The 11,356-nt window shown below is 65.9% G+C and carries 13 protein-coding genes; 5 read left to right on the top strand and 8 right to left on the bottom strand.

Annotation, left to right across the window (positions count from 1 at the left end):
* The 3 genes from ACYVHH_RS06960 to ACYVHH_RS06950 all read right to left on the bottom strand — a co-directional run.
* Positions 1-1,578: MFS transporter (locus ACYVHH_RS06960; protein WP_460564406.1), on the bottom strand; the 1,578-nt coding region annotated here is incomplete at its 3' end.
* Between the two features lie 116 nt (positions 1,579-1,694).
* On the bottom strand, positions 1,695-2,990 hold the full coding sequence (locus tag ACYVHH_RS06955; protein WP_460564405.1) for an FIST signal transduction protein: 1,296 nt from the start codon (positions 2,988-2,990) through the stop codon (positions 1,695-1,697).
* The gene (locus tag ACYVHH_RS06950; RefSeq protein ID WP_460564404.1) at positions 2,987-3,709 is read right to left on the bottom strand and encodes a PhaM family polyhydroxyalkanoate granule multifunctional regulatory protein; all 723 of its coding nucleotides are present in this window, start codon (positions 3,707-3,709) and stop codon (positions 2,987-2,989) included. The genes ACYVHH_RS06955 and ACYVHH_RS06950 overlap by 4 nt, the downstream gene beginning before the upstream one ends.
* Before the next feature lie 140 nt (positions 3,710-3,849).
* On the opposite strand from ACYVHH_RS06950, the gene ACYVHH_RS06945 reads away from it, so the two are divergent.
* Both ACYVHH_RS06945 and ACYVHH_RS06940 read left to right on the top strand, forming a co-directional pair.
* The gene (locus ACYVHH_RS06945) at positions 3,850-4,236 is read left to right on the top strand and encodes a TraR/DksA family transcriptional regulator (protein ID WP_460564403.1); all 387 of its coding nucleotides are present in this window, start codon (positions 3,850-3,852) and stop codon (positions 4,234-4,236) included.
* A gap of 38 nt (positions 4,237-4,274) precedes the next feature.
* Entirely contained in the window at positions 4,275-4,688 is a 414-nt protein-coding gene (locus tag ACYVHH_RS06940; RefSeq protein ID WP_460564402.1) for a VOC family protein, read from the top strand.
* An 18-nt stretch (positions 4,689-4,706) separates the two neighbouring features.
* On the opposite strand, the gene ACYVHH_RS06935 is transcribed toward ACYVHH_RS06940, so the two are convergent.
* Entirely contained in the window at positions 4,707-5,753 is a 1,047-nt protein-coding gene (locus ACYVHH_RS06935) for a histone deacetylase family protein (RefSeq protein ID WP_460564401.1), read from the bottom strand.
* An 11-nt stretch (positions 5,754-5,764) separates the two neighbouring features.
* Complete coding sequence (locus ACYVHH_RS06930) at positions 5,765-6,769, bottom strand: fumarylacetoacetate hydrolase family protein (RefSeq protein ID WP_460564400.1); 1,005 nt, start codon at positions 6,767-6,769, stop codon at positions 5,765-5,767.
* 110 nt (positions 6,770-6,879) lie between these two features.
* On the opposite strand from ACYVHH_RS06930, the gene ACYVHH_RS06925 reads away from it, so the two are divergent.
* Together ACYVHH_RS06925 and ACYVHH_RS06920 are read left to right on the top strand one after the other, a co-directional pair.
* Positions 6,880-7,614, top strand: coding sequence for a DUF3108 domain-containing protein (locus ACYVHH_RS06925; RefSeq protein WP_460564399.1), 735 nt, complete (start codon positions 6,880-6,882; stop codon positions 7,612-7,614).
* Positions 7,615-7,737: 123 nt separating this feature from the next.
* Positions 7,738-8,028 carry a BTH_I0359 family protein gene (locus ACYVHH_RS06920; RefSeq protein WP_460564398.1) on the top strand — a complete coding sequence of 97 codons (291 nt, stop codon included), beginning with the start codon at positions 7,738-7,740 and terminating at the stop codon, positions 8,026-8,028.
* A gap of 82 nt (positions 8,029-8,110) precedes the next feature.
* Here ACYVHH_RS06920 and ACYVHH_RS06915 read toward each other — a convergent pair whose 3' ends face one another.
* The 3 genes from ACYVHH_RS06915 to ACYVHH_RS06905 form a co-directional block, all read right to left on the bottom strand.
* On the bottom strand, positions 8,111-8,617 hold the full coding sequence (locus ACYVHH_RS06915; RefSeq protein ID WP_460564397.1) for a Dps family protein: 507 nt from the start codon (positions 8,615-8,617) through the stop codon (positions 8,111-8,113).
* A 116-nt stretch (positions 8,618-8,733) separates the two neighbouring features.
* Positions 8,734-9,786 carry an AbrB family transcriptional regulator gene (locus ACYVHH_RS06910; protein WP_460564396.1) on the bottom strand — a complete coding sequence of 351 codons (1,053 nt, stop codon included), beginning with the start codon at positions 9,784-9,786 and terminating at the stop codon, positions 8,734-8,736.
* Positions 9,787-9,848: 62 nt separating this feature from the next.
* Positions 9,849-10,337 (bottom strand): hypothetical protein, encoded by a 489-nt coding sequence (locus ACYVHH_RS06905; RefSeq protein WP_460564395.1) that lies wholly within the window; start codon positions 10,335-10,337, stop codon positions 9,849-9,851.
* Positions 10,338-10,468: 131 nt separating this feature from the next.
* On the opposite strand from ACYVHH_RS06905, the gene ACYVHH_RS06900 reads away from it, so the two are divergent.
* Positions 10,469-11,341, top strand: coding sequence for a ChaN family lipoprotein (locus ACYVHH_RS06900; RefSeq protein WP_460564394.1), 873 nt, complete (start codon positions 10,469-10,471; stop codon positions 11,339-11,341).
* The last annotated feature ends 15 nt before the right edge of the window (positions 11,342-11,356 follow it).

Raw genomic sequence — 11,356 nt, 5'->3', positions numbered from 1 at the left:
CATGCCCACCGGGCTCAACAACCAGGGGAGCATTGTGAGTGTTGTGTTCCACACGAAATGACGAAGGACCAACAGCCAGCCCAGCACCGGCACCTGGAAGATGCGGTGGTCCATGATGAAGCGGATGGGCCGCGGGCTGGCGGCCATCAGCAACACCGCGTCCACAAAGCTCACGTGGTTGCACACCAGCACGGCGGCACCTGCGGTGGGGATGTTCTCGTCGCCCGTGACCTTGAAGCGGTAGATGAAGCGTGACGCCACCCAGGCCACGAAGCGCAGCAGGTATTCCGGCACCAGCATGAAGATGTAGAACGCCACCACGGCGTTGGCCACGCCCAGGAACAGGAAGACCTGGGGAATGGTGAAACCGGCCTGCAGCAGCGCCCCGGTGATGACGGCGCTCACCACCATGAACAACGCGTTGAGGATGTTGTTGGTGGCGATGATGCGCGCGCGGTGGGTGGGTTCGCTGCGCATCTGGATGAGTGCGTACATGGGCACGCTGTACAGCCCCGCGAACAGGCTGAGCAAGGCCAGGTCAAGCAGCACACGCCAGTGGGCCATATCAGCCACAAAGGCGGTCAGGCCAAGGCCCTGCGCAGGCGGCAGGCCACGTGTGGCGAAGTACAGGTCGATGGCGAACACAGACATCCCAATGGCCCCCAGCGGCACCAGACCGATCTCCACGTGGCGGCGGCTCAGCACCTCGCACAAGAGCGAGCCTGTGCCGATGCCGATGGAAAACACCACCAGCAGCAGCGAGGCCACTTGCTCATTCCCGTGCAGCACGTCCTTGGCGAACGCGGGGAAAAGACTGAGGAACACCGCGCCGAAGAACCACATCCAGCTGATGCCAAGCACCGAGCGGAACACCACCAGGTTGCCATGTGCCAGCTTCAGGTTGCGCCAGGTCTCGCTCAACGGGTTCCAGTTGATGCGCAGGCCAGGGTCCATGGCTGGCGATGCCGGTATGTACTGCGCCGCCACGCGCCCCAGAACGGCCAGCCCCATGCAGGTGAAGCCTACGTGGTGTGCGCCGATCTCGGGCACCGCGATGATGAGACCGCCCGCCACATTGCCCAGCAGGATGGCGACAAAGGTGCCCATCTCCACCACGCCATTGCCACCGGTCAGCTCACGCTCGGTCAGATGCTGCGGCAAGTAGGCGTACTTGACCGGACCAAACACCGCCGACTGCGTACCCATAAGGAAGATGGACGCCAGCAGCACAGGGATGTTCTGGGCGAAAAACCCCCAGGCCGCCACGGCCATGACGAGGAACTCGGTGCGTTTGAGCCAGACGATGAGCAGACGCCGGTCGTACTTGTCGGCCATCTGCCCGCTGGTGGCGGAAAAGAGCAGGAATGGCAGGATGAACAGCGCCCCGATGACCAGGCCCGCCAGTTCGGCCGGTAGCCACTGCACCTGCAGCTGGTAGGTCACCAGCACGGTGAACGCGAACTTGAACAGGTTGTCGTTGGCGGCGCCGAGAAACTGGGTCCAGAAGAAGGGCGCGAAGCGGCGCTGCCCGAGCAGGCTGAATTGCCCGCCCTCGTGGCGGGTGGACGCATGGCTCATGGGTAGGACTTCCTCCTGTGCACGGGCGGCTTCGGTGCGCCACCCCCGTGGTGGGCAGCATTGTGCCGCAGGGCCTGGGACGCACCGGCGTCAGCACCGCCGGGAGCCGGCCCGCGTCACTCAGCCGCGCTGGTGAACACCGTGAGTACCCCGGTGTAACCGTACAGGCGGTGGTGGGCGATCTCGCCTCCGGCAAAGAACCCCACCAGAGGCACGTCACCCAAGGCATGGCGAACGATCTGCAACTCGGCGCTCGGCCCGCCAAAGTGGGGGCCGCCACGACCGCTGCAGCTGATGTACAAGGCACCGGCGATGCGGCGCGCGGGGTGGGGCAAGGCGCGCACCTCATGGTCGGCCAGTGCCATCGCCGTTTCCACCGGCAGCTCCTCGGGCTCCAGCTCCTCGCGTATCTCGGCGCAGATGCGCATGAGATCGGCGCGCGCCGCCTGCACGTGACGCTCGCAGAAAGTCAGGCGCGTGCCTGATTCCACCCGGTCGGCCACGGCAATGCCCCGGCGCCCCGGGTCCAGGCCGATCAGGTGGCGCACCAGCACGTCCTCGCCAAACGCCGCAGGCACACGGCCCGCCACCTGGCTTGGCGTCTGGCTGCGGCCGGGAGCCATGCCCACCAGCGTCTGCCGCAACCTTGCCACTGCGGTTTGCGGCTCCTCCAGGGAAATATCCAGATCCTGCAGGAGCACGTCCAGCGCGTCCTGCCCATCGAGCTTGAGCACCACGTTGCCATCGGCACGGTCAACGGTATGAGTGGGAGATACGGGCCGCACACCCTGCGTGACGCGCGACACCAGCGCCACCTGCGGGCCAAAGGCCACGCCACTGAGTCCGCCATGGAACACTCCCGCCGCGCCACGCTGTCCACTGCCAGCCAGCGCGCCCCGGCTGGAACGCGCGAACTGGATGGAGGCGCCTCGGCTCGAAGCCAGGCCGCCAAACACATACCCCGTGGCGGTGCGTTCGGCCATCTCGGCGATGAGTTCGGCCACATCCGGCGTGGCGCCATCGGCGTGCAGCAATGCCGTCTGCGCCGTGAAGCCGCCAGCCCCCTGGGCGGCGGGCAGGGGTGCCACGCCGCTGAACACGCGGTACTGGTCGGGCGACAGGTCGCACAGCATCACCGCCAGAGCAGGTTCGTCAAAATACTCGGCGTTGTTGGCACAGATGCCCACGCCCACGGTACCCACCCAGTCGTTCACTTCGGGCAAGGCCGCGCTCAGGTGGTCCAGAATGTCCTGGGCTTCGGCGGCGTAGTGGTCGGTGATGTAAAGCAGCGCGAGCCCCGGGCCGCTCGCATGACCGGGCAACACCATCTGCGCACGCAGTTGCGCCAGCACCAGCGCGGCGGCCATGCGCCATTGCGGGTGGGTGGCGTGGGCGTACGGAAACAGCTTCATGGTTTGGGCGCGGACCTTGGCGCTCGGGTGCCCGCCTTGGGTTTGGCCTGTGCCGGCGCGCGCTTGGACGAAGCCTTGCGGGCCGTCTTGCTGGCGGTTTTCCTGGTGGCGGCTGTTTTGGCCTGGCCCGCCGAAGCATCCGTCTGGCCGGTCGCCGCAGCACTGGCCTGCTGCATGGTCTGTGCCATCTGCTCGGCGGTACGCGTGGCTTGGTCGGTCATGTCGCGCATGGCCTCTCCCGCAATCGTCTGGAACTGCTGCGTCAGCGCGTTCCACCACTGCATCGGGTCCACGGCTGGCCCGCCAGCAACCGCGTCTCCGCCTTCGGGCTCTGGCGGGGTGGATGGCTGCACCGGTGGCTCCTGCGCTGCCTTGGCCTCGGGCTTCATCTTGAAGGCATCGGCCATCTCCGCCAGACTCACGTTCATGCCCTTGAGCGTGGCCAGCGTCATGCGCTGCACCTCCAGCGCCTGGATGGTGGCCCCCAGCGCCTTGGTGTTCTGCTCCAGCCAGAAGTGCACGGCCTTCATGTCCTGGATGCGTTTGTCCAGCTCCTCCACGTCAAAGACGGGCGCCACCCACTGGCTCAGGGGCGGCATGCCTGGCACGCCCGACTGCAGATCGGGGGTGCCCCCAGCCGCAGCCTGCCGGGTCAGGTTCTGGAGGAACTCGAAACCGGGAATGTACTTGGCAAAGGCGTTCATGTCGGGGGTGCTCATCGAGGTCTCCGTGTGGGGCCGTGTTCGTAAGCATGCCACAGCTTGACGTGTATCAACACACCGGAAGACGCCATACCTCAACATAATGAGCAATGGAACGCAGGCCGTTCTGCCGCGTTTCACATCAGGAGTATTCACCCATGAGCCAGAACATTTCCGACACCTTTGCTCAGCAGTTGCAACAGATGCGCAGCGATGTGATCGCGCAGATCCGGGCGCAACGCGGCGGAAAGATCGGGCGCGCAGAGGCAGCAGGTGACCGGCACGACGTGCAAAGCGGTGACTGGACGCAGGTTGACGGGGAGCGCAACCTGGCCATGGCGCTGGACGAACGCGAATCGGCCGAGTTGACCGCCATCGACGAGGCGCTCAAACGCATCGAATCCGGTCAGTACGGCCTGTGCATCGACTGCGGCGTGGACATTCCCACGGCCCGTCTGCATGCCAGCCCCACCACCTTGCGCTGCCTTGCCTGCCAGGACAAGGCCGAGCGTGCCAAGGGCGGCGTGGTTCCTCCCAGCCTGTAAGCCCCGGCTGGCTGGCCAGAGCTGCTATCCTCTTTCGCATGCGCAGTCTCTTCCATTTCGCCTTCAACGTCACCGACCTGGACACCGCCCGCCGCTTCTACGGCGGGGTGCTGGGTTGCACGGAAGGCCGCAGCACCGGCACATGGGTCGATTTCGACTTCTACGGGCACCAGATATCGCTGCACCTGGGGCAACCCTTCGCCACCGCGAACACCGGGCACGTGGGTGACCACTTGGTGCCCATGCCCCACTTCGGCCTGATCCTGGCGCTGCCCGACTGGCAGGCCATGGCTGAACGCCTGCGTGGCGCTGGCGTGGCTTTCGTGCTGGAGCCTCAGGTGCGCTTCGAGGGCCAGCCCGGCGAACAATGGACCATGTTCTTCCTGGACCCGTTCGGCAACCCGATCGAGGTCAAAGGCTTCCGTTCGCTGGACAGCGTCTACGCCACCTGAGCGGCCGGGGCTGCAGCGTCAGCGCGCAGCCGCCAGGAAGCCTTCGAGCGTGTTGACCACGTTCACGCCGATGGCCGCGACGGCGTAGCCGCCCTCGAACACAAACACCGTGGGCAAGCCCGCGCCGGCCAGGGCTTCGCCCATGCGGAAGTAGTCGTCGCTGCGCAGGTGGAAGCCCGAGATCGGGTCGCCCTCGTAGGTATCCACCCCCAGCGACACCACCAGCGCCTGCGCACCATGGCGGGCCACTGCCTGCAGGCCGTGAGCCAGGGTCTCGAACCATTTGTCAGGCCCTGTACCGCGCGGCATGGGCAGGTTGACGTTGCAGCCCTCCCCCAGTCCTTCACCGCGCTCGTCGGCATAGCCCAGGTAGAAAGGGTATTCGGTATGCGGGTCGCCGTGGAGCGAAACCGTGAGCACGTCGTCGCGCCGGTAGAAGATGCTCTGCGTGCCATTGCCGTGGTGGTAGTCCACGTCCAGCACGGCCACGCGGTGCGCGCCCGCGTCACGCAAGGCCTGCGCCGCCAGCGCGGCGTTGTTGAGGAAGCAATAACCGCCGAAGAAATCCGGCCCCGCGTGGTGCCCGGGCGGGCGCGACAGCGAAAACGCCACACGCTGCCCCCCGGCCACGGCGCGCGCCGCATCCACCGCGCAAGCGGCGCCCGCGCGTGCCGCCGCCCAGGTGCCTGCCGTCAAGGGCGTGCCCGCGTCGAACGAAAACAGCCCCACCCGCGCCGAAAAGTTGGAGGGCAGCACATCGGTGCGGAAGGCGTGGCCCGGCCACACCGAAGGCAGGATGTCCAGCGCCGCGTTGGCCGGGTCCTGCGCCACCCACTCGTCCCACGCCGTGGCCAGGAAGTGCAGGTAGCGTTCGGTGTGGATCTGGCGCAGCAGCGTTTCGTCTGGCTCGCCGGGCGTGGCGAGCGAGCCCACCTGGCGGCGGCGCAGCTCGGCCAGCACATGGTCCAGCCGGTCCGGGGTTTCGTGGCAGGGCACCAGCTTGCCCCGGAACATCTCGTGGCGGCCCACATGGCCGCCATGCAGCGGGTTGTGAAAGACTTGCATGTGTGCTCCTGTCAGTCCAGCGGCGCGATGGTCTGGTCAATCGCGCCGAAGATGCTCTGGCCGTCGCGGCCCTTCATCTCGATGCGGATGGTGTCGCCAAACTTCATGTAACCGGTCACGGGCTTGCCGTCTTGGATGGTTTCGATAGCGCGCTTTTCCGCAATGCAACTGTAGCCTTTGGGCCATTCCTGGCGGCCGTCCACCTGCACGCCCTTGTTGCTGACGGTGCCGCTGCCCACGATGCTGCCCGCGCGCACCCGCCGCGTCTTGCACAGGTGCGCAATCAACTGGCCGAAGTGAAAGGTCATCTCACCCGCGTCGCACATGCCCACCTTGCGGCCGTTCCAGGTGGACTGCAGCGTCAGGTGCAGACGGCCGTGCTGCCAGGCGTCGCCGAACTCGTCAGGCGTGACGGCCACCGGGCTGAAGGCCGTGGCCGGTTTGCTCTGAAAAAAACCAAAGCCCTTGGCCAGCTCGTCGGGAATGAGATGCCGCAGCGACACGTCGTTGGCCAGCATCACCAGGCGGATGGCATCCAGCCCCTGCTCGGGCGTGGCCCCCATGGGCACGTCACCGGTGATGACGGCGATTTCCGACTCGAAGTCGATGCCCCAGGCCTCGTCGGGCACAGTCACGTCATCGGTCGGGCCCAGGAAGTCGTCACTGCCACCCTGGTACACCAGGGGGCTGGTGTAGTAGTCGGCGGGAACCTCGCTGTTGCGCGCCAGGCGGACCAGCTCCACATGGTTGAGGTAGGCTGAACAGTCTGCCCACTGGTAGGCCCGCGGCAGCGGTGCCATGCACATGCGCGGATCGAAGGCGAACGCATGCCGGGCCTTGCCCTGGTTGAGGGTGACGTAGAGATCCTGCAGCTGCGGGGCGATGAAGTTCCAGTCGTCCAGCGCCTGTTGCAGTTTGTGAGCGACGCCGGTGGCGTAATGCGCGGTGCTCAGGTCGCGCGACACGACCACGAGCTGGCCATCGCGCGAGCCGTCCTTGTAGGTGGCGAGTTTCATCTGGAGTTCCTGTGCCTCGCCAGAAGGCGAGGCGGCAACGTAAAAACCACTTGCGTTTGGATACGCATTGCCGGCACAAACCGGTCTGAGCGGAGTGTACGATCCGGCGCATGCTTCCTTCTCGCTCCACATCCCGCCTGCGCCGAGGGTTGCTGTGCCTGCCCTGGCTGGCCGCTCTGGCCCCGAGGCTTGCATGGGCACAGAACGGCAAGGCCCCAGGCCTGCCTGCGCCCTCAGAGTGGGCCTATGACGTTTCCGGCAACGCCAAGGGCATCCCCTACCGTGCCAAGGCGACGCTGAACTGGAAGCACGACGGCCAACGCTACGAAACCACCATGCTGCTGCGCGCCACGTTCCTCGGCAGCCGGGTGCAGACCAGCCAGGGAACCCTGAGCACGCAGGGCTTGCGCCCAGAGACCTTCGTCGACCGTGCGCGCAAGGAGCGCCGCCTGGACATGGACTGGCCCAAAGGGAGCTACACCTCAAACCCATCAGGTGCTGTACTCCCCCTTCCAGCGGGCGCACAGGACCGCCTGAGCCTTTTCTTCCAGCTGGCCTTTCTGCTGGCCGGGCAGAAAACGCCTCCGGCACCCGGCCAGAGCTGGAGCCTGCCGGTGCTCAGCCCGGCCCAGGCACAGCCGTGGACGTTCGTCTGGCGGGGGGGCGAGACCATCGATACAGGTGCGGGCAAGCTCACTGCTTGGAAGCTGGAGCGGGAGGCCCGCCACCCTGGCGACACCCGGATGACCCTCTGGCTGGCCCCCGAAATGCATCATATGCCGGTGCGCATCCTCCTTGTTGAAGAAGACGGCGACACCGTCGACCAGCGCCTGAGCCACCGCTGATCCGGGCACTTGAAACCAAAACCGGCAACCCCATCTCCAAGATGTTGCAAAAAGGTCGAAAGCTGCAGCGCAGGGATCGGCCGGATGCTTGCAGGGTTTTCGCGTTTCGAGGACATTTGAATCATGCACATGCTCTACGACTCTGATTCATTCGCGGTGGTCCACATCTTCGCCAACGCCCCGGACCAGAAGGACGGGGTGGAGGTTGAGCCGGCCGGCCCGCAGTTGCCACGCCATGGCTTCGAGATCGTCGACAAACGCTCTGGCAAAGAGGTTTACCTGGACGGCTCCTGGGCCGAGATGTTCCAGCAGCATATCCTGGCCTGGCAACAGAACACGCCCACCCAGGAAGAGGTGGAAGACACGCTGGAAGGCTACGCCACGCTCGCGCAGATGCCCGTGATCGTCCACTGAGTTTCTGCCGCTCAAAAAGAAAGCCCTTGCGGGTTGCGCAAGGGCTTTTTCTTTTTGCCAGGGGGGCCTGGCAAGCGGTGGATCACTCCTCCAGCAGACTGCGCAACATCCAGGCAGCTTGCTCGTGCACGGTCAGTCGCTGCACCAGCACGTCGGCGGTGGGCTCGTCACTGGCCTTTTCCACCAGCGGGAATATGCTGCGTGCGGTGCGGGCCACAGCCTCGTGGCCTTGCGCCAGGATACGAACCATCTCCATCGCCTTGGGCGGTGCCTCCGGGGCATCAGGCAGGGAGCTGAGCTTGCCATACTGTGCGTACGAGCCCGGCGCCACATGGCCCAGGGAACGAATGCGCTCCGCGATGGGGTCGACGGCGTTCCACAACTCCGTGTACTGCTGCATGAACATGTCGTGCAGGCTGTTGAACATCGGGCCAGTGACGTTCCAGTGGAAGTTGTGCGTCGTCAGGTACAGGGTATAGGTGTCCGCCAGCAGGCGGCTCAGACCCTGGGCAATGGCTGCGCGGTCCTTTTCGCTGATACCGATGTCCATCTTCAACGGCTTGGCGGGGGCAGCGGCTTTCTTGGCCATGGAACTCTCCTGAGGTGTTGTTGCAAAGCAGGCGCACCGTTCGCGCAGCCCGTGGGCACGTGCCAGTGCGATGTATGAGTATCTTATCGGCTCCAGGAGGGGCTGCCGCGCATGCGCTACGCGGGCTGGCGCGCTTCGAGCCAGCGGTACATCGGTGCGACCAGCATGAGCACCGCCACCAGCCGGCAGGCCTGGAAAGCGGTGACCACCGGCACCCCGAGATGCAGGACCTTGGCGGTGATGGACATCTCCGCGATACCTCCGGGAGACGTGGCCAGGACGAGCGTGGCCGGGTGCAGGCCCGTGACCGCAGACATCGCCCAGGCGAAAGCGGCGCAAAGCGCCATCATGAGCAAGGTGGCCAGCGCCACCGACGCCAGCCAGCGTGGCGCGGTGTGCAGGAAAGCCGGCCGGAACCGCACCCCCAGGCTCACGCCAATGACCAGTTGTGCAGCGTTGGTCAACCACGAAGGCAGCGCCGACCATTCCAGCCCGGCCAGCGTCAACCCGATGGCCACGAACAGCGCCCCCATGAACCAGGGGTTGGCACGCCTCAAGCGGTACGCCACCCAACCGCCCAGGCCCGTGCAGACGCCCAGCAACAACAACCCCATCAGGTCCACCCGCCGCGCAGGCCCAGCAAACAATTCAACGCCAGACACCCCCAGGAACTGCATGGCGAAAGGCACCGTCAGCGTGACCATCAGCACCCGCAGGCTGTGTGCAGCCGCGACCAGGTCCGTGCGCGCGCCGGCACGCTCGGCCAGCAGCGTCATCTCCGATGCTGCACCAATCGAGCCCGCGAAATAAGTCGTGGCACGCAGGCTGGCTGGCGAGAGGCTGAGTCCCAGATGCGGGGCGTGCACACGCTGCAGCCAGCGCCCGAACACCCACCCCAGCCACAAGGCCCAGGCAATGCCCAGTGCAACGGCCCACCACAGGCTGGCCACCAGACGCCCGACCTCGGGGGTGAAATACAGGCCCAGCGCCGCCCCGATGACCCACTGCCCAATGTTGCGCAGGCGGTGGTGGCTGGCGGTGGGCGCCCCCGCCAGGGACACCATTGCCGTTGCCAGCAGCGGACCGATCATCCAGGGAATCGGTGTGGACAGCCAGACGCATGCCAGTGCCGCCAGCCAGGCCAGCGCCAGCGTGCCCGCCACCCTCAATGTGCGAACTTGTGCGGAAGCAATAAGCCCCTCCTCCCCCCAGGTAAAACGGCCGCGCCTTCTTATTCGTTTGGCACGTACTTGAGAAACAGACCCAGCGCCATGAGCAGCACCGCTGAGCTGATCACCGTGGCAGCGGCGTAGTACAGGTTGCCCGCGCGATCCAGCTGGCTGTACTTGATGACCATGATGAGCCCCTCAAGCGCCAGCGCAACGCACACGGTGCCGATGAAGCGCGGCAAGGTGCGGCGCAACATGGCCACCACATCGTGCTGGCTTTCATGGCCGTACTCCTTGTTGATGACTATAGCGAGTTCAAAAACGGCAATGGCGATGACACAGTCGTTCACCACCTTGATAATGATCTGCGACGCCTCCGTCCCGGTCGCCAGCCCATCCAGCGCCAGAGCGAAGCCCGACAGGAGGATGGCCCCGGAAAGCGTCAGGAACACAATGGCGAAACATCTGGCAAACCATTTCTGGATCACGCGATTGACCGGCAGTCTGCCATCTGCAACGGGCAGGGTGGCGATGGTGTCGTTCATTTGCATGCGGAGTCCTTTCAAAAAAAATGCGTCCCAAGGACGCGGTGCCCATTTTGCAGGGCCAGACACCGTCAGGAACCGAAAAACCGCACAGCGGTCCGGGAGAGTTTTCAAGCAACTGCACGCCCACACGTTCCATGCGAGACTTCGCCGTTGACCTTTTTGACCGGTATACCCGCAGGTCCGCCCTTGGCGCCCTGGGGTCGGTCTGGCTGGCGGGCTGCGCCCCGCTCACAGACACAAAGGTAACTGTTCGTGTCGAGCAGTTGCCGGAGCGCCTGCGGCCGCTGCTGCCCTGCCCGGCACTGTTGCTGGGCGAAATGCACGATGCGCCCGACCACCCGCCCCTGCAGGAAGCCGTGCTGCGAGCCTTGGCGTCGGAAGGCGTTCTGGCGGCACTGGTGCTGGAAATGGCAGAGCAGGGACAGAGCACCCGCGGCTTGCCCCCCACCGCCAGCGAGGACGAGGTGCGGCGCGCTCTGGCCTGGCAGGACGGTGCCTGGCCATGGAGCCGCTACCGCCAGCCGGTGATGGCAGCGGTGCGCGCTGGCGCTCCCGTGTTCGGGGGCAACCTGCCGCGGGATGGCATGCGCAAGGCCATGGAGGACGAATCGCTGGACGCCCTGTTGCCCGCGCCGGCCCTGAAGACGCTGCGGGAGCGGGTGCGCGAAGGGCATTGCCACCTGCTGCCCGAACAGCACATTCCGGGCATGACACGCATCCAGATCGCACGCGACGTTTCCATGGCGCATGCCGTGGCCCGCGCCTGGCAGCCAGGCCGCACCGCCGTGCTGCTCTGCGGCAACGAGCACGCCAGGCAAGACCTGGGCGTGGCGCACCACCTGCGCCAGCTGCAAGTGCCCTGGCCAGCGTCGGCTGGCGCCGTGCAATCCGTGCTCATGGGCCCGGCAGGCGACCGGGTGGCACCAGCGCCGGGCACGCACTGGCCCACAGACAGCCAACCCCGGCAGGACCACTGCGCGGAGTTGCGTCAGCGGCTCCCCCGATGAACCCGCGCCAAGGCT

Source organism: Hydrogenophaga aquatica (genome assembly GCF_054780915.1).
This window is presented reverse-complemented; position numbering and strand designations above follow the sequence as displayed.

Bases quoted from the DNA above. Each gene is read 5' to 3' on its own strand.
- ACYVHH_RS06945 (WP_460564403.1), top strand. From the start codon at position 3,850: ATGAGCCAGAACATTTCCGACACCTTTGCTCAGCAGTTGCAACAGATG.
- ACYVHH_RS06950 (WP_460564404.1), bottom strand. From the start codon at position 3,709: ATGAGCACCCCCGACATGAACGCCTTTGCCAAGTACATTCCCGGTTTC.
- ACYVHH_RS06925 (WP_460564399.1), top strand. From the start codon at position 6,880: ATGCTTCCTTCTCGCTCCACATCCCGCCTGCGCCGAGGGTTGCTGTGC.
- ACYVHH_RS06955 (WP_460564405.1), bottom strand. From the start codon at position 2,990: ATGAAGCTGTTTCCGTACGCCCACGCCACCCACCCGCAATGGCGCATG.
- ACYVHH_RS06915 (WP_460564397.1), bottom strand. From the start codon at position 8,617: ATGGCCAAGAAAGCCGCTGCCCCCGCCAAGCCGTTGAAGATGGACATC.
- ACYVHH_RS06930 (WP_460564400.1), bottom strand. From the start codon at position 6,769: ATGAAACTCGCCACCTACAAGGACGGCTCGCGCGATGGCCAGCTCGTG.
- ACYVHH_RS06935 (WP_460564401.1), bottom strand. From the start codon at position 5,753: ATGCAAGTCTTTCACAACCCGCTGCATGGCGGCCATGTGGGCCGCCAC.
- ACYVHH_RS06920 (WP_460564398.1), top strand. From the start codon at position 7,738: ATGCACATGCTCTACGACTCTGATTCATTCGCGGTGGTCCACATCTTC.
- ACYVHH_RS06900 (WP_460564394.1), top strand. From the start codon at position 10,469: ATGCGAGACTTCGCCGTTGACCTTTTTGACCGGTATACCCGCAGGTCC.
- ACYVHH_RS06940 (WP_460564402.1), top strand. From the start codon at position 4,275: ATGCGCAGTCTCTTCCATTTCGCCTTCAACGTCACCGACCTGGACACC.
- ACYVHH_RS06905 (WP_460564395.1), bottom strand. From the start codon at position 10,337: ATGCAAATGAACGACACCATCGCCACCCTGCCCGTTGCAGATGGCAGA.